20 protein-coding genes are annotated in these 19,871 nt (G+C 64.6%); 12 read left to right on the forward strand and 8 right to left on the reverse strand.

Annotated features, from left to right (window positions below; translation table 11 throughout):
• The first annotated feature begins 6 nt into the window (after positions 1-6).
• Positions 7-636, forward strand: a complete 630-nt coding sequence (locus tag JGU72_RS18975) for a hypothetical protein (RefSeq protein WP_199685570.1) — start codon at positions 7-9, stop codon at positions 634-636.
• Here JGU72_RS18975 and JGU72_RS18980 read toward each other — a convergent pair.
• Together JGU72_RS18980 and JGU72_RS18985 are read right to left on the reverse strand one after the other, a co-directional pair.
• The gene (locus JGU72_RS18980; protein ID WP_199685571.1) at positions 633-2,231 is read right to left on the reverse strand and encodes a glycoside hydrolase family 13 protein; all 1,599 of its coding nucleotides are present in this window, start codon (positions 2,229-2,231) and stop codon (positions 633-635) included. The genes JGU72_RS18975 and JGU72_RS18980 overlap by 4 nt on opposite strands.
• A gap of 54 nt (positions 2,232-2,285) precedes the next feature.
• Positions 2,286-2,678, reverse strand: coding sequence for a globin (locus JGU72_RS18985; protein WP_199685572.1), 393 nt, complete (start codon positions 2,676-2,678; stop codon positions 2,286-2,288).
• A 197-nt stretch (positions 2,679-2,875) separates the two neighbouring features.
• Here JGU72_RS18985 and JGU72_RS18990 point away from each other — a divergent pair, with 197 nt between their 5' ends.
• From JGU72_RS18990 to JGU72_RS19000, 3 genes are all read left to right on the forward strand, one after another.
• Positions 2,876-3,541, forward strand: a complete 666-nt coding sequence (locus tag JGU72_RS18990; RefSeq protein ID WP_199685573.1) for an HNH endonuclease — start codon at positions 2,876-2,878, stop codon at positions 3,539-3,541.
• 64 nt (positions 3,542-3,605) lie between these two features.
• Entirely contained in the window at positions 3,606-3,860 is a 255-nt protein-coding gene (gene ctaJ / locus JGU72_RS18995; protein WP_199685574.1) for an aa3-type cytochrome oxidase subunit CtaJ, read from the forward strand.
• Positions 3,847-4,320 (forward strand): DUF5130 domain-containing protein, encoded by a 474-nt coding sequence (locus tag JGU72_RS19000; protein WP_199685575.1) that lies wholly within the window; start codon positions 3,847-3,849, stop codon positions 4,318-4,320. Before ctaJ ends, JGU72_RS19000 begins: the two co-directional genes overlap by 14 nt.
• 16 nt (positions 4,321-4,336) lie before the next feature.
• Here JGU72_RS19000 and JGU72_RS19005 read toward each other — a convergent pair whose 3' ends face one another.
• The 4 genes from JGU72_RS19005 to JGU72_RS19020 form a co-directional block, all read right to left on the reverse strand.
• The gene (locus JGU72_RS19005; RefSeq protein ID WP_199685576.1) at positions 4,337-5,164 is read right to left on the reverse strand and encodes a sterol desaturase family protein; all 828 of its coding nucleotides are present in this window, start codon (positions 5,162-5,164) and stop codon (positions 4,337-4,339) included.
• Between the two features lie 10 nt (positions 5,165-5,174).
• On the reverse strand, positions 5,175-5,873 hold the full coding sequence (locus JGU72_RS19010) for a FadR/GntR family transcriptional regulator (protein ID WP_199685577.1): 699 nt from the start codon (positions 5,871-5,873) through the stop codon (positions 5,175-5,177).
• A 105-nt stretch (positions 5,874-5,978) separates the two neighbouring features.
• Positions 5,979-8,561: an aminopeptidase N gene (gene pepN, locus JGU72_RS19015; RefSeq protein WP_199685578.1), complete on the reverse strand. Its 2,583-nt coding sequence runs from the start codon at positions 8,559-8,561 to the stop codon at positions 5,979-5,981.
• An 80-nt stretch (positions 8,562-8,641) separates the two neighbouring features.
• Positions 8,642-9,871, reverse strand: a complete 1,230-nt coding sequence (locus JGU72_RS19020) for an NAD(P)/FAD-dependent oxidoreductase (RefSeq protein ID WP_199685579.1) — start codon at positions 9,869-9,871, stop codon at positions 8,642-8,644.
• Positions 9,872-10,049: 178 nt separating this feature from the next.
• Between JGU72_RS19020 and JGU72_RS19025 the strand changes: the two genes are divergently transcribed.
• Together JGU72_RS19025 and JGU72_RS19030 are read left to right on the forward strand one after the other, a co-directional pair.
• Positions 10,050-10,679: a mycothiol-dependent nitroreductase Rv2466c family protein gene (locus JGU72_RS19025; RefSeq protein WP_307828513.1), complete on the forward strand. Its 630-nt coding sequence runs from the start codon at positions 10,050-10,052 to the stop codon at positions 10,677-10,679.
• Between the two features lie 90 nt (positions 10,680-10,769).
• Positions 10,770-11,567: an Fpg/Nei family DNA glycosylase gene (locus JGU72_RS19030; protein ID WP_199685580.1), complete on the forward strand. Its 798-nt coding sequence runs from the start codon at positions 10,770-10,772 to the stop codon at positions 11,565-11,567.
• Here JGU72_RS19030 and JGU72_RS19035 read toward each other — a convergent pair.
• The gene (locus JGU72_RS19035; protein ID WP_199685581.1) at positions 11,564-11,812 is read right to left on the reverse strand and encodes a hypothetical protein; all 249 of its coding nucleotides are present in this window, start codon (positions 11,810-11,812) and stop codon (positions 11,564-11,566) included. The genes JGU72_RS19030 and JGU72_RS19035 overlap by 4 nt on opposite strands.
• An 87-nt stretch (positions 11,813-11,899) precedes the next feature.
• Between JGU72_RS19035 and JGU72_RS19040 the strand changes: the two genes are divergently transcribed.
• A complete protein-coding gene (locus tag JGU72_RS19040; RefSeq protein WP_199685582.1) occupies positions 11,900-13,264 on the forward strand; it encodes a cryptochrome/photolyase family protein in 1,365 nt (454 codons plus the stop codon).
• On the opposite strand, the gene JGU72_RS19045 is transcribed toward JGU72_RS19040, so the two are convergent.
• Positions 13,245-14,126: a MerR family transcriptional regulator gene (locus tag JGU72_RS19045; protein WP_199685583.1), complete on the reverse strand. Its 882-nt coding sequence runs from the start codon at positions 14,124-14,126 to the stop codon at positions 13,245-13,247. The two genes, JGU72_RS19040 and JGU72_RS19045, sit on opposite strands and share 20 nt — an antisense overlap.
• 228 nt (positions 14,127-14,354) lie before the next feature.
• On the opposite strand from JGU72_RS19045, the gene JGU72_RS19050 reads away from it, so the two are divergent.
• The 5 genes from JGU72_RS19050 to JGU72_RS19070 are packed head-to-tail and all read left to right on the forward strand — an operon-like array spanning position 14,355 to position 19,756.
• A complete protein-coding gene (locus tag JGU72_RS19050) occupies positions 14,355-15,686 on the forward strand; it encodes an NAD(P)/FAD-dependent oxidoreductase (RefSeq protein WP_199686082.1) in 1,332 nt (443 codons plus the stop codon).
• Complete coding sequence (locus tag JGU72_RS19055; protein ID WP_199685584.1) at positions 15,683-16,411, forward strand: DUF1365 domain-containing protein; 729 nt, start codon at positions 15,683-15,685, stop codon at positions 16,409-16,411. Before JGU72_RS19050 ends, JGU72_RS19055 begins: the two co-directional genes overlap by 4 nt.
• The gene (locus JGU72_RS19060; RefSeq protein ID WP_199685585.1) at positions 16,408-17,748 is read left to right on the forward strand and encodes a class I SAM-dependent methyltransferase; all 1,341 of its coding nucleotides are present in this window, start codon (positions 16,408-16,410) and stop codon (positions 17,746-17,748) included. Before JGU72_RS19055 ends, JGU72_RS19060 begins: the two co-directional genes overlap by 4 nt.
• Entirely contained in the window at positions 17,745-18,983 is a 1,239-nt protein-coding gene (locus JGU72_RS19065; protein ID WP_199685586.1) for an SAM-dependent methyltransferase, read from the forward strand. The genes JGU72_RS19060 and JGU72_RS19065 overlap by 4 nt, the downstream gene beginning before the upstream one ends.
• The gene (locus tag JGU72_RS19070) at positions 18,980-19,756 is read left to right on the forward strand and encodes a DUF1295 domain-containing protein (RefSeq protein ID WP_199685587.1); all 777 of its coding nucleotides are present in this window, start codon (positions 18,980-18,982) and stop codon (positions 19,754-19,756) included. Before JGU72_RS19065 ends, JGU72_RS19070 begins: the two co-directional genes overlap by 4 nt.
• Positions 19,757-19,871: the final 115 nt, after the last annotated feature.

Consider the following 19,871-nt stretch of genomic DNA (forward strand, 5'->3'; position numbering starts at 1 on the left):
GGAGGCGTGAACGACAGGTCGCTCGACATACCCGATCCGATCGAACGCGCGAACCTCGTCGCGTTCGTCGACCGCGCGCTGCGGCTCAACGAGGCAGCGGTAATCCGTCTGAAGGCGCGGCCTGACGGTCTCGTCGCAGCTTGGGCTGCAACGGGATTCGATGTGCTGGCCGTTCGTGTCATCGACGCGACGCTACGACCCTCGGACACGACCGTCGCTGCAGATGTGGTGCTGGCAAGCTTGCGGAGCGGTCCGCCGATCGACCTCGGTTACTCGATGGATTCGTCCTGGCGAACGGCCTTGCCGCCCGATTCGGGTTTCGTGCACCTGGAGGATGTCCCGGCAAGCGTGTTGCTGGACCTCGCCCAGCGCGGCGCAGAGCTGGCAAAAGACCACGGGAGTGCGCACGGTCCGCCGTCGTCGTTGCTCGACCAGGAGGTTCTGGAGGTGCATGGGCCCGGCGAACAGTTCGGCGTCCCTATGCGCGTCGTATTTGCGCTCACCGCAATGGGTTTCGTGCCGGACAACCCGGGGGAGAAGGTCCGCGTCCGGGCGACCAAAGCATGGGTGCGCCTGGACGCCCGGTACGGCTCGGTGACCAGGCACCGGACAGGCGGGCTGAAGTTGAGCGTCTAAACGAGCCAGGCAGCGGCATTCGCGGCCAGCTGGCGGCCCTCGATCGGTTGCGTCGCCAAGAGCACCTCGCCAGGCGGCAGCGGGATCGCGGCATTTGTTGTATTGAGCGCGCAAATCAGGCCACCGGTGCGCCGGAACACCAGGCAACCCTTGGGACTGCCGTACCAGTCGATGTCGTTGCCCGAGAATTCGGGACGGATCGCGCGCAGTTCGAGCGCCTTCCGGAACAGTGAGAACGTGGAGTTGTAGTCCTCGATTTGCGCTTCCACAGTCAACGATTTCCACGCAGGCGGAATGGGCAGCCAGGGCTGCCCTGTCGTGAAGGCGAACGGTGGCTGGCGGCCTTCCCATGGCAGCGGGACGCGGCAACCGTCGCGGCCACGCTCGGTGCGACCGGAGCGTTCCCAGACCGGGTCCTGCAATGCCGAGTCGGGTAGGTCGTCGACGTTCGGCAAGCCTAGTTCGGAGCCGTTGTAGATGAACGTGACACCGGGCAACGAGAGCTCGACCAGTGCCATGGCGCGGGCACGGTCGACGCCGACCGTGCCGCCGCCGTAACGCGTAACCTCGCGCGCCACATCGTGGTTGGAGAGTGTCCACGTCGGAGTGCCGCCGACCGTCGCTACCGCGGACATCGAGTTCTCGACGGCCTCACGGACGGCTTCGGCTGCGAACTCCACTTCGGCGAGCCGGAAATTGAATGCAAGGTGGAGTTCGTCGGGGCGGACGTACTCGCCGAACCGCTCGTTGTCGTCGACCCACACTTCGCCGACGGCGACCGCGTCCGGATACTCCTCCAGAACCTTCCGGATCCTGCGGTGGATCTCGTGGACCCCAGCGTTGTTGAACCGCAGGTCGTCGTCGTTGTTCGCCAAAAGCCTGTTATTGGCGAGTGACATGTCGGGTAGCTCCGCAGGTTTCGCCATACCGTGTGCCACGTCGATCCGGAATCCGTCGACGCCTCGGTCGAGCCAGAACCGCAGTGTCGCGGCGAGGTCGTCGAAGACCTCGGGGTTGTCCCAGTTCAGGTCGGGCTGCTCGGTCGCGAAGATGTGGAGGTACCACTGGCCGGGGGTGCCGTCGGGTTCGGTGATCCGGGTCCACGCCGGTCCGCCGAAGATGCTGGGCCAGTTGTTGGGCGGCTCGGCGCCGTCTGCACCCCGACCCTCCCGAAAGATGTACCGGCCACGCGCTGGGCTGCCCGGCGCTGCCGTGAGGGCTTCTTGAAACCATACGTGCTGGTCGCTCGTATGATTCGGGACGACATCCATGATCACGCGCATCCGGCGCGCGTGTGCTTCGGTGACCAGTCCGTCCAAGGCTTCCACCCCGCCGAACATCGGGTCGATATCACGCGGATCGGAGACGTCGTACCCGCCGTCGGCCATGGGTGACCGCATGACCGGGCAGAGCCAGATCGCGTCGACGCCGAGCAGCTCGAGGTAACCCAGTTTCTCCCGAATGCCCTCGAGGTCGCCGATCCCGTCGCCGTTGGAGTCGGCGAACGAACGCGGATAGACCTGGTAGAACACCGACTTCTGCCACCAGTGAGCAGAAGCCTTGACGGCGGCCGGTGCGTTCTCTACTTCGTCCACAAGCGCACATCGTGCCAAACGAATGTGATGCCCGCGACATTCGGGGGAGTCGGCTCAGATCGCGGAGTTCAACATCGCGTGCGCCGCCATGTCGATGTACTCCGTGAAAGCCTTGCGATGTTCGTCGTCGAGCGTCTGCGAATCGATCGATGCTATAGCCACATACATGCAGCGCAGCCACGCATCGCGCTCGAATGGGCCGATCGTGAACGGCATGTGGCGCATCCGTAACCGGGGGTGGCCGCGCTCGTCGGAGTACGTCCTGGGACCGCCCCAGTATTGCTCGAGGAACATTCGGAAGCGCCGCTCAGCGGGCCCGAGATCTTCCTCGGGATACAGCGGTCGGAGGATCTCGTCGGCCGCGACTTCGCGGTAGAAGCGCGCAACGATGCGGCGAAATGTTTCTGCACCCCCGACGGCGTCGTAGAACGTTTCTGCGCTTGTCATCTGCGTGCTCCACCTCCCGTCGCCTCGTATCCATTGTGCCTGGCGCTGCGGCACCGGCCGAACAGCAGTCCTTCGTAACAGTTTGTTCACTCCGATGTACTGCGACTTTGTAGCAAATCGGCGTGCATATCTCGACCATCCGTGATGCACTGGTGGCACTCTCCATCAGCCCACCTTGCTGCGCATTCGGAGGCCGTATGAAGCACCGACATGATGCCCGAGCGCATCGACAACTCGTGCCCACCGACGTGCCCAGTGCGGCGTCGGGGGCCCCTGTTCTCCACGTTCTCTCCGAAAGTCCGCATGCAGTCGAGCCGCCTGGCCTGAACGACGATGCGGTCCCTGCCTGGGTCAAGCGCCGGGTGCTGCTTCTGAATGCCACCTACGAGCCGCTGACCGCATTGCCTGTTCGTCGCGCAGTCGTTCTGCTCGTCTGCGACAAGGCTCTTCCTGTTCACGAAGATCCGGGTGGTCCGGTGATTCATTCTGCAGATCGCTCGGTCGCGGTGCCGTCCGTGATCCGGCTTCGAAACTACGTCCGGGTTCCGTACCGTGCGCGGATTCCGATGACGCGGGCCGCACTGATGCATCGGGACCGATTTCGCTGCGCCTATTGCGGCGGCAAGGCCGAAACGATCGACCACGTGGTGCCACGCAGCCGCGGTGGTGAGCACACGTGGGAGAACTGCGTCGCAAGCTGCGCGCCGTGCAATCACCGCAAGGCAGACAAGCTGCTGACCGAGTTGGGTTGGACGCTGCGCGCAGCGCTCGTGCCGCCGAAGGGACCGCATTGGCGGTTGCTCGCGACCACGAAAGAGCTGGATCCGACCTGGTTGCGGTATCTCGGTGAGGGCGCGGCGTAGGCGTAGCAGATGAAATAGGGGCGTTGAGTGTCCCGATCTTGGTCGCCTCGACTACCTTTGGCATGTGAGCATTCTCGAAACATCGCTGATCTACGTTGGCATCCCGGCCGTGGTGACCGCCATCATCGCGTCGGCCTGCTTCTTGCTGAGCAGGCCGATCGCGGGGACACACCCGGCTCACTTCTCCCTCGGTGATCGCTGGACTCGCGAGCCTGTCTTGTGGAGCGCCACCGACGAAGTAACTACGCATGGCCACCACGGGCATTCCGCTGGCATGGCCGAGGATCTGATCGGAGGTTCGGCACATGGCAAGTGGTAGCAATCGGTACCCGGCAGTCATCGAGTCGCAGTTGCCGTTTGGTTCGGTACTGACGTCCAGCGGTCGCGTATCGGCCGTGCACGAGGCGGGTAAGGAATTTGCCGAACCGCCCTTCACGGAACGGGAACTGATTCGGCTGGACGACGCGCTCACCGCGGCCACTCGCAGCACCAAGATCCGCTTCAACATCTACGTCGGCGATCTCGGTAGCGACACCGGTACCGGGGCGGACGAACTGTTTCCGGGAACTCCGGAGGCTGCGCGTTCGATATTGATCGCCGTGTCGCCCAACGACAAGGCAGTCGAGGTCCGGACCGGGAGGGATGTTGCCGACCGCGCGAACACCCGGGTTGCGCAACTCGGTGTCACCGCAGCGATCTCGGCGTTCCGTGACGGCGATCTGATCGACGGACTGGTCTCGGCCGTCCGCGTCATGAGCGCCGCAATCACTTCTCCGTAGTCGTGTCCCGGGGTGGTCACCCAGCCGGCGACCACCCCGGCCCACGGAAGAGGTAACCGAACCGTTCGCGCCAGGACTGTGCGGTCCGCACGTCGTGCCACATCGCGTGATATTCGCCGAACGCAACCGTCACCGGATTGTGCGTTCGAATGTTCTTCGTGAGGCCGTAGCGCACTCGTTCGCCCTCGGGCTCGAACGATCCGAATAGCCGATCCCAGATGATCAAGATCCCGCCGTAGTTGCGGTCGAGGTATTCGGCATTGGAACCGTGGTGGACCCGGTGGTGCGATGGTGTGTTGAACACGAATTCGATTGGCCGCGGCAGCTTGCCGACCCGTTCGGTGTGCAGGAAGAACTGGTACAGCAGGCTGATCGATTGCTGCAATAGGATCATCCACGGCGAGAATCCGAGTAGTGCGAGCGGTAGCCAGAACGGCAGTGCGGTCCAGGGTGTCCACGTTTGCCGCAGAGCCGTCGTGAGGTTGTAGAACTGGCTCGAATGGTGGACGACGTGCGATCCCCACAGCACGCGGACCTCGTGGTGCAGCCGGTGGAACCAGTAATAGGCGAGGTCCTCGGCGAAGAACAACGCCACCCATACCAGGGGGTTGGTCGATGAGAGGTGAACCGGCGCAATCGAATACAGCGCTGCATAGGCGGCGAGGACGGCAAGTTTCCAGCCGATGTTGATGAAGACGTTGCCGAGACCCATCGACAGGCTGGTTGCCGAATCGCGGAGCTCGTAGCCCTTCTCGTCGTCGTCGGGCAGAAACTTGAACGAGGCCGCTTCGAGGACGAGGCACAGGATGAACACCGGTATGGCATGCAGAATCAGGTCGAACATGAGCGGTCCTTCAGTCGTTCAGCGCGTCGACGACGCGGCCCAGTAGTTGTTGCGCGAGGTCGCGTGCTGCGACCGAGTCGCGATCGGCGATCCGCGCAGCGAGTTCCAGGTGCGCTTCGCGGTCTGCGAGTTCGGCGGGATAGCCGATCAGATGGTGCCCGCCGATCGCGGCGATGCACTCGATGATCGTGTTGAGGCCGAGGCGGTAGGCGAGGTTGCCGGAACCGTCGATGATCGCGGTCCACAGGACGCCGTCGGCGAGGAGAAGTTCGGCGAACGGAGCGTCTGCGCCGCGCCGCTGTGCGGCGATTGCCGAGACGCGTGCCAGCTGTTCGTCGGTCGCGCGCAGCGCGCACAGTCGTGCCGCGTCGGTGCCTACCGAGCAGCGCATTTCCGCGATATCGCGGAGTAGCCGACGTGGGGGCACGGCCCCGGTCCTGGTCAGTTCGACGAGTAAGTCGAGACCGGCGTTTTCCCGCCAGTCGAGAACCCGCGTCTTACCGCCTTGCGCGATCCGGATCAGCCCGGACTGCTGGACCCGCTTCAGCGCCTCGCGCACGGCATGCCGGTTGACCTCGAAAGACTCGGCGAGATCGCGCTCGGCCGGCAGCGGATCGTCCGGTGCTAGGCGGCCGGACAGGATCTCGTCGACGAGCTGCGCAAAGACGGCGTCGGAGATCGCCGCTCTGGGGATCGGTGAGATCGACATGCGGTAAGAATCGCCGAACAGAGGTCAACTTGTCAACTGGTTGGACCAGTTGGCTTCGTGGGGTGCGGTTGGAGAGCCCCTGGACTCTCCAACCGCACACGAGGGTCAGCCTCGGTCGAACTCCTGCGCCCGCAACGACCGCACGATCCCGGCTCGGCCTTCGATGACCAGTCGGCGCAATGCCGGGGGATGGTCACCGGCAAGGAATCGGTCCGCTGCCTCGACCGCGTCGCTGCTGATGTCCCAGCTCGGATACAGGCCGACAACCACCGTCTGCGCGACCTCGCTCGACCGGCGTTGCCAGACGTCCGGGATGTCGGTGAAGTAGCGGTCGCGATACTGCGCGATCAACTCGCTCTGGCCGAACGGTGCGAACCCGCCGATGATCGAACGCGCCGTGATGTTCGGAATCGAGTCGTCTCCGATCACCTTCTCCCAGACAGCGGCCTTCACCGCGGCCTGCGGCCGGGCTGCTGACGCCTGAGCGCCCTGCCGACGGCCTGCTGCTGTCGGATCCCTCTCGACCTCGGCGTCGATGACCGGAGCCTCGGCACCGTCGGAGTCGATCTCGCCCGCAGCGGCCAAGGCGTAGAGCACCTTCCAGCGCAGGTCTGCATCGATCGTGAGGCCGGGCAGACCAACGGTCGCAGGATCGGCGTCGAGGAGTTCCTGCAGTACCTCTGTGTGCCAGTCCGACAACAGGGACGACGTCAGTGAATTGACGAACGCCAGTTGATGGTCGGAACCGGCCTCTGCCTCGCGCGCCAACTCCAAAAGGCGGTTGGCGAAGTTCGGCCAGCCTTCGGCCTGCGCCCACTCCGGGTCCGCGTAGCTGCCCAGCGCCGTCTGCGCCTGTAAGAGCAATCGCTGGACAACTCCGACCTCGGACTCCGCGCCGATCCCGCGCTGGACCAACTCGATGAAGTCGCGTGCCTTGAACTCCGCCTGCCGTGTCATCTCCCAGGCCGCGGACCACGCCAGGGTGCGGGGGAGCGAATCGGCAATGTCGCCGATGCGTGCGATGAGAGTCGACAGGGAGTCGGCATCCAGCCGAACCGAGCAGTAGGTGAGGTCGTCGTCGTTGACCAGCACGAGCTTGCCCCGATGCGTACCGACCAACTCGGCGACGTCGGTACTCTCTTCGGCTTGGACGTCGAGTTCGACTCGCTTGGTGCGCACCAACTTTCCGGACTCGTCGTCGTCGTAGACGCCGACCGCGATCCGGTGTACGCGCCGTTCCCCGGCACCGGGTTCGGCCCCGCTCTGCAGAACCGCGAACGACGTGAAGTTTCCTGCATCGTCGAGCGTGAACTCAGGTCGCAAGATGTTGAGGCCGGTGGTCTTCAGCCACTGCGAGCCCCAGTCCGAAAGCACACGGCCCGAGGACTTTTCGAGCGCGGACAGGAGGTCGTCGAACGTCGCGTTTCCGTAGGCGTGATCGGTGAAGTACGAGCGCAGACCGGCGAGGAACGGCTCGAGACCGACATACGCGACGAGCTGTTTGAGGACGCTGGCGCCCTTCGCGTACGTGATGCCGTCGAAGTTCACCTCGACCGCGGCGAGGTCCGGAATGTCCGCGGCGATCGGGTGCGTCGACGGCAGTTGATCCTGCCGGTAGGCCCAGGACTTCTCGACGTTCGCAAACGTCGTCCACGCGCTCACGTACTCCGTGGCCTCGGCCTGGCACAGCACGGACGCGAAGGTGGCGAAGGACTCGTTGAGCCACAGATCGTCCCACCACTTCATGGTCACGAGGTCGCCGAACCACATGTGCGCCATCTCGTGCAGGACGGTCTCGGCTCGCCGCTCATAGGAGTAGCGCGTGACCTTGGAGCGGAACACGTAGTCCTCGAGGAAGGTCACCGCGCCCGCGTTTTCCATTGCACCGGCGTTGAATTCGGGTACGAACAGCTGGTCGTACTTGCCGAAGGCGTACGGCGTCCCGAAGTTGCGGTGGTAGAAGCCGAAACCTTGCTTGGTTTCGTTGAAGAGCCGCTCAGCGTCCATGTGGTCGGCCAGTGAAGCGCGGCAGAAGATCCGCAGCGGGATTGTCCCGTGCTCGTCGGCATAGTGATCGGACCAGTGTGCGTACGGCCCAGCGATCAGGGCAACCAGGTACGTGCTCATCTTGGGCGTCGTGGCGAATTGATGGACGTCGGCCTGCTCGCCTTCGTTACCGAGCGTGTGGGCGTTCGAGATGACTTTCCACTCGTGCGGAGCGGTCACTGCGATGTCGAATGTCGCCTTGAGATCGGGCTGGTCGAAGCACGCGAACATGCGCTTCGCGTCCGCCGTTTCGAACTGCGAATACAGGTAGACGGAATCGTCGGTCGGGTCGACGAATCGATGCAGGCCTTCGCCGGTGTGCGAGTAGTCGCAATCGGCCTCGACGACCAACTCGTTCGTAGCCGCGAGATTGTCGAGAGTGATCCCGGTGGCTTCGTCGTACCCGCTCAGATCGATCGCTGCGCCGTTCAGGGTTGCGGAACGGACATTGCCGGCAATGAGGTCGACGAAGGTGCTCTCGCCGGCCGTGGCGTCGAAAGTGATTGTGCTGCGCGAAAAGAAGGTCTTCTCGCTGGGCCTGCCGACATCGTCGGTGAGGTCCAGGTCGATCCGGTAGTTGTGGACCGTCAACAGGCTCGAGCGTGTCGCCGCCTGTTCACGAGTCAGGTTCGGTGGTGCCAAGAGTGCCTCCTACGTCGGCATATGCCCGCGCCTGGGCGGGCGGGTAGAACGGCTGTCGGATGAGTCTGACGAACAGTCTGTCAGGCGTATACGTCATCGAGATCGACGGTCGGATCACCGAGGCGATCCGGGTCGACCGCACGATCGGATTCGATCAATGCGCGAACCGCGTCGCCGACGTCCCAGATGTTCACGTTCATCGCGGCCAGCACCTGATCGTCGGCACCGAGCCAGAACGCGACGAATTCGCGCTTGCTCGTGTCGCCCCGCGTGACAACGCGCGCATACTTCGGCGCGTAGCCGACGTACTCCATACCGAGGTCGTACTGGTCGGTGTAGAAGTACGGCAGCTTCGAGTACGGCTCGGACTTTCCGAGCATGGTCGCCGCGGCGGTCGCCGGTTGGTTGAGCGCGTTCGCCCAGTGCTCCACTCGAACTCGCGTCCCGAGTGCCGGATGCTCTTGCGCTGCGATGTCGCCGACCGCGACGATGTCGGGATCGCTCGTGGTCAACGACTCGTCGACCACGATGCCACCGTCGACATCCAGCCCAGCGGCTTGCGCGATTTCGATGTTCGGCTGCGCCCCGACGGCAACGAGAACAGCACTCGCCTCGACGAGCGTTCCATCGCCGAGTCGGACGCCGGTCGCCTTTCCGTCGGCGGTCGTGATTTCTTCGACCGACGCGCCGAGGCGGAGGTCGACGTCGTGCGCGCGATGCAACTCGGCGAACACCTCGCCCATTTCTCTGCCTAGGGCGGCGAGCAGCGGTAACTCGGCGGTCTCGACGACCGTGACGGAGACGCCCTTCTCCCGCGCGGTCGCCGTGACCTCGAGTCCGATCCAGCCGGCGCCGACGACGACCAGTCGGTCGTTGCCCGTCAGGACATCGAGCAAACTGTCGGATTCATCGATGGTCCGCAAGTAGTGCACGCCCGTGGCATCGGATCCGGGAATCGGCGGCCGACGTGATCGCGAACCCGTGGCGAGGGCGAGTTTGTCGTAGGCGATCGTCGAGCCGTCGGGCAGAGCCACGGTCTTCGCGCTCCGGTCGATGGCCGTTACGGCTGTTCCGAGGCGGACGTCGATATGGTGGTCTCGATACCACTGAGCCGGAAGAACCGTGAATTCTTCGAGTGATTTCTGCCCTGCGAGATGCGCTTTCGAGAGCGGCGGGCGCTCGTAGGGTAGATGCTCTTCGGCACCGATCAGGACGACCGTGCCGGGGAAGTCTCGCGCTCGCAACGCTTCTGCGAGCTTGGCGCCCGCAAGACCGGCGCCGACTATGACGAATGTTGGCTGGGCTGACATTTCGGGTACTCCTCGAGTGGGCGAGGCGAATGTGTCCTTCCACCATCGACACTACTGCGCCGACCCGACATCGCGGGAAGCATTTCCAGCCGCCCCGCGTTGGAGTGGAGGGTGGGTAGTTTCGCCGCCTAACGAATACATGACTAGATGACATCGCCGATCGAATTGGGAGTTACACGTGAGCACCGAAGTGCTGCAGGATTCCGGAACCGATACCGCCGACTTCTGGTTCGACCCGCTCTGCCCGTGGTGTTGGATCACGTCCCGCTGGATTCTCGAGGTCGAGAAGGTGCGCGACATCAAGGCGAACTTCCACGTGATGAGCCTTGCCGTGCTGAACGAGGGTCGCGATCTGCCCGAGGCCTACCGCGAGGGATTGAAGCAAGCGTGGGGACCCGTCCGCGTGGCCATTGCGGCTGCCGAGGAGCACGGCGACGACATCCTGCTGCCGCTCTACACGGCGATGGGCACGCGAATCCACAACGAGAACAACAAGAATTTCGCCGAGGTGATCGAGCAGTCCCTCGCAGAGCTCGGATTGCCTGCCGAACTTGCTGCAGCCGCCGATACCGACAAGAACGATGCGGCGTTGCGCAAGAGCCACCACGAGGGCATGGATGCGGTCGGCGACGATGTCGGAACTCCAACGATTCACATCAACGGTGTCGCCTTCTTCGGTCCCGTGCTGTCGCGGATTCCGCGTGGTGAGGATGCCGGCCGCGTGTGGGACGGTGCGGTGGCGCTCGCGTCGTATCCGCATTTCTTCGAGCTCAAGCGGACCCGGCACGAGGAGCCGCAATTCGACTGACGCCAGGGGTTCGGGCTGGAGCGACGAACGTGTCGGACCGGCCTGACAGAATCGCTCCTATGCGCGACTGCTTCTCCACGGACCCGACCGATGCCTGAGGGCCCGACACTGCACAGGCTGGCTCGCGTACATCAGCGCAATTTCGCGGGTGCACCCGTGCGCGTGTCCAGCCCGCAGGGCAAGTTCGCGTCAGGCGCAGCACTCGTCGACGGGCACGTGCTGACCAAAGCCCAGGCGTGGGGCAAACATCTTCTGCACTACTACGATTCGGGCCTCGTCGTACATGTCCATTTGGGGCTGTACGGCGCCTTCAGCGAGTCATCGGTTCCGATGGGACCACCGGTCGGGCAGGTGCGGATGCGCATGGTCGGCGACGCGTTCGGGACCGACCTGCGCGGTCCGACTGCCTGCGAGGTCGTCAGCAAGCAAGAACTGGCCGCAATCGCAGACCGATTGGGCCCTGATCCGTTGCGCCGAAACGCCGATCCTGAGCGTGCCTTTGCTCGGTTGCACAAGTCTCGCAAGTCGATCGGTGCGCTGTTGATGGATCAGTCCGTCATCGCCGGCGTCGGCAACGTGTATCGCGCGGAACTGCTTTTCCGGCACCAGGTTTCACCGGCCCGGCCCGGCACCGAGATCTCGCGCGAATTGTGGGACGAGATGTGGGTGGACCTCGTAGCAATGATGAAGGTCGCACTTCGCCGCGGCAAGATGTTCACGGTCGCCAAAGAACACGATCATGGCGAAGGCTCCTACGCCAAGGACCGCCCGCGGACCTACGTCTATCGCCGGGCCGGTTCGCTGTGCAGGGTGTGCTCGACACCGGTCGCGCACTCGGTTCTGGAGGGCCGCAACCTCTTCTGGTGCCCGGGCTGCCAGCAGGACTAACTGCTGCCGCCCCCGCCGCAGCTACTTCCCCCGCCGCCGCAGCTACTGCCGCCGCCACTGTCGCCGCCGTGGTGGTGACCGCCGCTTCCGCCGTCGACGAAACCGCCCCACGAAGAGCCGCCGCCGTCGCTGCTGCCGAACGAGCGTGGCCGTCGTCTGTTTGCTCCCCGGCCACCGCGGGCGGCAAGGCTGACGATGACGACGAGCACCCCGAGCACGATCAACACTATGAAGACGAATTCCATAGCTCCCCCCTCCGTTTCGTCCAGGATACTGACAACAAGTTTCCCCCTCATTGGCGAAGAACGCGGCTTGCGTGGATGCTCGAACCTATGGACCGCACCGCAATAGTCTGGTTCCGCCGCGATCTTCGAGTGGGTGATCTGCCGACGTTGTCGAGCGCCGCGGACGCTGCGTCGGACTCGATGGCGTTGTTCGTTCTCGATGATCGGCTGCTCGGACCAGCGGGTTCGCCGCGCCGGGTCTTCCTCTTCAGATGCCTGCGCGAACTCGATGCCCAACTCGACGGCCGTCTGCTGGTGCTGCACGGTGATCCGGTCGAGGTCGTTCCGCGGCTCGCAGAGCAGATCGGGGCCGGATCGGTCCACGTCAGTGCCGACTTCGGTCCGTACGGAACAAAGCGGGACGAGCGGGTCGCAGAAGCCCTCGGCGACGTCGAATTGATTGCGACCGGATCGCCGTACGCCGTCGCCCCCGGCCGGCTGACCAAAGGTGACGGGACGCCGTACAAGGTGTTCACACCGTTTCGGCGAGCCTGGTACGACCATGGCTGGCGGTTACCGGCGAAGACCGACGCGGGAACTGTGAGCTGGCTCGATCCCGCCGACATCGACGGCCGGATCGAGATCCCCGACGACGATTCGCTGGACGGCATCGAACTGCCGCCGGCGGGAGAAGCCGCTGCGCTCGAACGGTGGGACGACTTTCGGGAAAATGCCCTCACCGGCTACAACGACGAGCGCGATCGCGCCGACCTCGACAACACGAGTCGCATGTCGGTGTATCTGAAGTTCGGCTGTGTCCACCCACGGACAATGTTGCGTGACCTGCGCGGCGACGGAGCGGGCAGGACGACGTATCGCAGTGAACTGGCCTGGCGCGATTTCTACGCGGACGTGTTGTTCCATCGCCCCGAGACCGCCCGCGAGAACTACAACGAACGATTCGACGCCATCGAGTACAACTCCGGAGCCGACGCGGACAAAGCGTTCCAGGCGTGGTGCGACGGTCGTACGGGCTTTCCGATCGTCGACGCCGGGATGCGGCAGCTGCGGGCGGAGGGATGGATGCACAACCGCGTCCGGATGATCACGGCCTCGTTTCTGACGAAGGATCTGCACCTGCCGTGGTGGTGGGGCGCAAGGCATTTCATGACACTGCTCGCAGACGGGGACATCGCGTCCAATCAGCACGGCTGGCAGTGGACCGCAGGCTGCGGTACCGACGCGGCGCCGTACTTCCGCGTCTTCAACCCCACGACGCAGGGAGAGAAGTTCGACCCCAAGGGTGAATACGTGCGGCGCTGGGTGCCCGAGTTGCGCGATGTGGCGGGTGCGAAGGTCCACAAGCTGGACGGCGACCGCCCGGCGGGTTACCCCGCTCCGATCGTCGACCATCAGGTCGAGCGCAAGGTTGCGTTGTCTCGCTACGACGACATCAAGCGAGCTGAAGGCTGACCGGTACGAGCTCCTCGACCGCGGCGGCGAGTGACTCGAGCAAGCGTGTGCCGCTGGGCTGGGAACCACCCCAGCCCGGACCGGCGACGTAGACACGCGCATGCGCGTCCCGGGTCGCCATGAGGGCTGCCCTGTCGATCGTTGCGCGGCTGCTTGCCCACAACAGCACGGTCGCCGGCGAACCTGTGCGCGCTATCGCATCGGCCAACGCGACCTGCGGAACCGAACCCAGAACGCGAGCACCGACGTCCCGCTCGGCCAGGGCAGCGCGCAGAACTTCGAGTGGCATGGTGTGCAACTCGTCCTCGGCGCAGGCCAGGAGGATCGAACCCGGGCGTGCAGCGTTCGGAATGCGATGCAAGCTGGCGACCACGGACCACGACAGCACGTGTTCGACGTCGACGCACCCGCCCGTGTCGCCCTGCTCGCGAACGATTGCTGCGAACGCCGGCCTGCACAGGTGCTCCCAGGTGGCAACGACGCCGAAATGTTCGAAATGGATGGCCAATAGGCGCAGCAGTTCGACCGTGTCCAGCTGGAAGGCCGCAGCCAGCAGGGGCGCGGTATCGCCGAGTTCGGGAGCCGGCTGGTAGCGGCCGTTGGTGGCTGCCTGGGCCGCGCTCGCCGGACTCGCGCCCGCACTGATGAGCTCGAGCATCTTCTCGACGACGCGGATGTCGTATTCGGTGTAGTTGCGATGGCGGCCGGGCTCGTGGGTCTGCGGCCCGATGCCGTAGCGCCGGTTCCAGCTCCGGAGCGTCGCCGTCGGGACACCGAGACGGTCGGCAACCGCCCGCACCGTGTAGGCGGGCGTGGCCGAATCGGTTGCTCGTTGTGCCTCGATAGATCCATCTTCGCGCATGCGGTGCCTACTCGAGTAGCAGGTCCCGATCTTTTGGCGGACAAAGCCAGAAAATCGATGCACAAACGATGCAATTTTCTGGATTTGATGCCACAATCGGGGCATGAACACGTGTCAGGGATGTGTGACCCCTTCCCGATGACCAATCCATTCGACAGAAAGCTCCGAAACGTCCATATGAGGAACTCGCACGCGACACATCTCCGGCCTGTCGAGGCCGCCGGTGTGATGCCTTCGCGTCGGCGCAGCGTCGCCGTCATCGGAAGCGGTGTTGCAGGCCTCACTGCCGCGTATGTGCTGGCCAAACACGACCGTGTGACGCTCTACGAAGCCGACAAACGACTCGGCGGCCACGCGCATACGCACCGACTGACCCTCGACACCGGTCAACACGTCGCGATCGACACTGGCTTCATCGTCCACAACGACCGGACCTACCCGACCCTGCTGCGCCTGTTCGGTGAACTCGGCGTGCAGACGCAGGAATCGGACATGTCCATGTCGGTTCGTTCGGAAGCCAGTGGCCTGGAGTACGCCGGTGCGAAAGGCGGCGCGGGCTTGTTCCCGACTCCGCGGACCGCCACGAACGGACGCTACCTAGTGATGCTCGGCGAGGTCGTTCGCTTCCACCGTCACGCGCGGGCGCTCCTGGCCGAACCGACCGAACCCGGTGCCCGCAGCGACAACATCGCGCAGTTTCTGGCCAGGCACAAGTTCAGCGGCTTCTTTGTCGAGCACTTCATGCGTCCGCTCATCGCTGCGGTCTGGTCGTGTGATCCCGAGGTCGCCGACGAGTACCCGGCGAAATACCTCTTCACTTTTCTCGAACACCACGGCATGTTGACGGTCTTCGGCTCACCGACCTGGCGGACAGTGACGGGCGGCTCGGTCAACTACGTCGAAAAGATCGCCGCCCGGATTCACGAGGTGCGTACCGGAGTTGCTGTGCGCCGCGTGATCGACAGTCACGACGGCGTCAAGCTCGTCGACGAGCGGGGCGAGGCGCGGACGTACGACGCGGTCGTCGTTGCAACACATCCACATCAGGCTGCGTCGATGCTCGCCAACCCGTCCGCGAAGACGGTCGACGTGCTGCGCGCTATCCCGTACGTGCAGAACCACGTCCAATTGCACACGGACAGTTCGGTCCTGCCGACCGCGCCCAAGGCGCGAGCGTCGTGGAACTACTTGATTCCGGCACACCCGACCAGCGGGGTAGTCGTGACCTATGACTTGACGCGCCTCATGCGCATCGACACGGTCACCGACCGGCGCTTCCTCGTCACGCTCGGCGGGTCCGATCGTGTCGATCCAGCTTCGGTGATCGCCGAGATGACCTACGAGCACCCGGTGTACACGCCGTCCTCGGTTGCTGCGCAGGGACGATTGCACGAAATCGGCACGAGCCGAATCGCTTTCGCCGGTGCGTACCACGGGTGGGGATTCCACGAGGACGGTGCGCTATCCGGTCTTCGAGCGGCAGAACGAATCGGCGGATCGTGGGATGCCGATACAGACGCGCCGAGGAACATCGTCGAGTTGCACGGGGTCCCGTCGTGACGCCCGCGCTGTACTCGACCCGAATCCGGCACGTCCGCACCGCGCCGCTTCGCAACGAATTCGAATATCGCAGCTATAGCTGGTTCGTCGACGTCGACGAGTTGCCGCGTTTGCCGCTGTGGTTGCGACCGTTCGCGCAGATTCGTGCAGCCGACCATCTCGAACCGCCGGGTACCGATCTGCGCTCCAGGGTGGAAACGGTGCTCGCGCGCAACGATATTCACTTCGCCGGTGGGCGGATAACAGCGTTGCTCAATGCGCGTGTCCTCGGGCACGTGTTCAACCCGCTCAGCGTGTTCTGGTGCCGATCGGATTCGGGAGAATTGCGCGCGGTCGTGGCCGAGGTGCACAACACCTACGGCCAGCGGCACGCATACGTCGTCGAGCCGTCCGAATCCGGGCGTGCAACGACCGAAAAGCGGTTCTACGTATCACCGTTCAACGATGTCTCGGGCGAGTACGAACTGTCTGTGCCCGAACCCGATGCCGAACTTGCCGTCCGGATCGTCCTTCGACGCGACGGAACCGAACCGTTCTTCGCCGGCATGGACGGCACCCGTGAACCGGTCACGATCGCGAATGTCGTTCGTGCACAGCTTCGTAGGCCAGTCGCCCCACTGGCAGTTTCAGCTCGTATCCGAAAGCAGGGAATCGCGTTGTGGGCGCGCGGTCTGCCGGTGGTGCCACGGCCGGACGCCAAACGTGCACAGGAGGTAAGTACGTGAGCAGCAGCATCGACGATGTGACTCCACGGCAGCCCGACGAGGACTTCACGGACTGGCCGGGACTCGCTCGGGTTCCACAGTCCACGCGGCTCCGGGTGCGAGCGTGGGCGGCCGATAAGCTGTTTCGACGCGCAGCATCGCGCCTACCGGTTCGGGTCGAGTACCCGGACGGATCGGTCATCGGTGCGCGTGCCGACTCGGACATACTCCCGCGCATGATCATTCGCCGACCCGATGCATTTGCCGAGCGCGTCGGCGCGCGCGGCCTGATCGGGTTCGGTGAGTCGTACATGGCGGGGGATTGGATTGCACCTGACCTCGCCGGCGTTCTGACGATCTTTGCGTCGCGCATGGCGCAGCTCGTTCCGGCTCCGCTGCAACGCCTGCGCAGCATCGCTGTCGCGGGACCGCCCGCCAGTGAACTCGGCTCGGAAGAGAATGCCCAGTCGAACATCTCGGCGCACTACGACAAGTCGAACGACCTCTTCGCGCTCTTTCTCGATTCCACGATGACCTACTCCAGCGCCCTGTTCGGCGAGCCGCAGGTGGTCGGAACCACCGACGACAGAACCGATTTGGTCGCATTTGTCGCGGACCCGCCGAGCTGGGAAGAGCTCGAGGCCGCGCAGGAACGAAAGATCGACCGGCTGCTCGATTCCGCCGGCGTCGGGCCGGGCAGCAGGGTTCTGGAGGTGGGCACCGGGTGGGGCGAACTCTGCATTCGTGCGGCGTCGCGCGGTGCGATCGTCAGGTCGGTCACGTTGTCGCGCGAGCAGCAGGAACTCGCGCTGAAGCGAGTCGCCGAGGCGGGGCACGGCGCTGCCGTCCAGGTCGATCTGCTCGACTATCGCTCCGTCACAGGCGAATACGATGCGATCGTGTCGGTCGAGATGATCGAAGCCGTCGGTCACAAACATTGGGCGACCTACTTCGGCGCGCTGGACAAGCTGCTCGCGCCTGGCGGCAAGGTTGCGCTGCAAGCGATCACGATGCCGCACGACCGAATGTTGGCCACTCGTAACACCTACACGTGGATCCAGAAGTACATCTTTCCCGGTGGGTTCCTGCCGTCGACGAAGGCGATCGAAACTGTCGCGGCCAAACACACGACGCTGCGGGTCCGCGAGCGGCTCGCTCTCGGCCCGCACTACGCGGAAACGCTGCGGCTGTGGCGGGAGCGATTCGACGCCGAGCGCGGAAAGGCTGCCGAACTCGGATTCGACAAGGTCTTCCGCCGGATGTGGCAGTTCTACCTCGGCTACTCCGAGGCAGGATTCCGTTCGGGTTACCTGGATGTCGAACAGTTGGTCCTAGTGCGCGACGAGGTGAAAGCGTGACCGTCGCAGCGCAATTGGAGAAAGCGTTGCGGCCGTTGGTCGACGGCGACCTGCCGGTGCACCTCACGGCCTGGGACGGAAGTACCGCGGGACCGGTCGGCGCTCCGAGCGTCGTTCTCGACAGCCCGGATGCGCTGCGCCGAATCCTGTGGAGCCCAGGGGAACTGGGCGCGGCGCAGGCATACGTAACCGGCGCGCTCGACGTCGAGGGTGACCTGTCGGAAGCGCTGACCCACGTCCGGCAGGTGGCGGCCGAACGTGGACTCCGGGCCACACCGGCACTGGGGGACATCGCGCGACTGCTGCGTCTAGCCCGTCGGCTCGGCGCGGTCGGCAGACCCCTGGCACCGCCCGCGAGCCAAGCCGCGGTTCGCGGCCGGCTGCACAGTCGGGTTCGCGACCGTGCGGCGATCAGCTTCCACTACGACCTGTCGAACGACTTCTATTCGCTGATCCTCGATCCGTCGATGGCCTACTCGTGTGCGTACTTCACGCGGAATGTCCCTGGTACGGAACCGGATCCGAACTACGGCATCGCGGACGCTCAACGCGACAAACTCGATCTGGTGTGCCGCAAGATCGGGCTCGGCCGACCGGGTATGCGTCTGCTCGATGTCGGATGCGGCTGGGGATCGCTCAGCCTGCACGCCGCAGAGCATTACGACGCGCAGGTCGTCGGTATCACGATTTCCCGTGAGCAGAAGGCGTTCATCGACAAGCGGATCGCGGACAGGGGCTTGGCCGACCGGGTCGAGATCAGGCTGGCCGATTATCGCGAGATCGCCGGGGAATTCGACGCTGTGGCGTCGATCGAGATGGGCGAACACGTCGGTGAGAAGAACTACGGCATCTACGCGCGGACGCTGTTCGATCGGGCGCTGCCCGGAGCTCACGTTCTTGTGCAGCAGATGTCACGTCGTGGCCGCTATCCAGGCGGTGGGCCGTTCATCGAGTCCTTCATTGCCCCGGACATGACCATGCGACCGGTCGGCGACACCCTGTCCTATTTCGAAGGTGCGGGGTTCGAGATCCGTGGTGTGCACGCGCTTCGCGAGCACTACGCGTGGACGGTCGCCGCGTGGCTGCAAACGTTCGAAGAGCATTGGGACGAAGTGGTGGCATTGGTCGGCGTCGAGGTCGCGCGTGTGTGGCGGTTGTATCTCGTCGGCGGCGGACTGAGTTTCGAAGAGGGCCGTATGGGCGTCGATCAAATCCTGATGTCGAAGTCGCTATGAGTGGGTGGTCGAGCTTCGCGCTCGTCTCCGGAGTGAGTGCTGTCCTCCTCGTCGTGGTGCAAGTGGGCGCATTCGTCGTCGGCCGTCGAATCGGCAGGTACAACGTCGTCGATGTCGCGTGGGGGATCGGCTTCGTCGTCGTCGCGGCGGCATGCGCCGTAATCGGAGACGGCGACGGCACGCGGCGCGTCCTGTTGCTGGTGCTCACTGCGGTGTGGGGACTTCGCCTGAGTTGGCACGTGTACCGGAAGTCGGCGGGCAAGGGCGAAGATCCGCGCTACGTGGCAATGCTCGACGGCGCCAGTCCGGGCGAGGCGATCCGGCGAGTTTTCGCTACGCAGGGAGTCGCGCAGTGGTTTGTGTCCCTGCCGTTGCAGGTATCGGCGGTCAGCGGCACCGGCTGGACTCCGCTCCTTGCTCTCGGTGTCGCCGTGTGGGCGCTCGGTCAGATCTTCGAGGCGGTCGGCGATCAGCAACTCGCGCAGTTCAAGGCGGACCCGGCGAACAAGGGCACGATCATGGACAAGGGTCTGTGGGCGTGGACGCGGCACCCAAACTACTTCGGCGACTCGGCCGTGTGGTGGGGGCTCTGGCTGATCGCGGCCAGTGCGTGGCCCGGTGTGCTGACCGTGGCCTCGCCGGTCGTGATGACGTATTTTCTGGTCTTCGCGACGGGCGCGCGACTCCTGGAGCGGTCGATGGCCAAGCGCCCCGGCTACCCCGAATATCAGCGGCGAACCAGCTATTTCCTGCCAAGGCCGCCGCGGGGTTGACGGAGTGCGGCGCCGATAGGTCGCCGGGCGTCACGCTGGGATCGTCGGCCGAACAGGCGGTTGCTGGGGAGTTTCGCGAATAGCCGCGGCGACAATGGCCTGGTCGGCGGGGTGT

The sequence above is a fragment of the Antrihabitans auranticaus genome, assembly GCF_016481275.1.
Lineage (GTDB): Bacteria > Actinomycetota > Actinomycetes > Mycobacteriales > Mycobacteriaceae > Antrihabitans.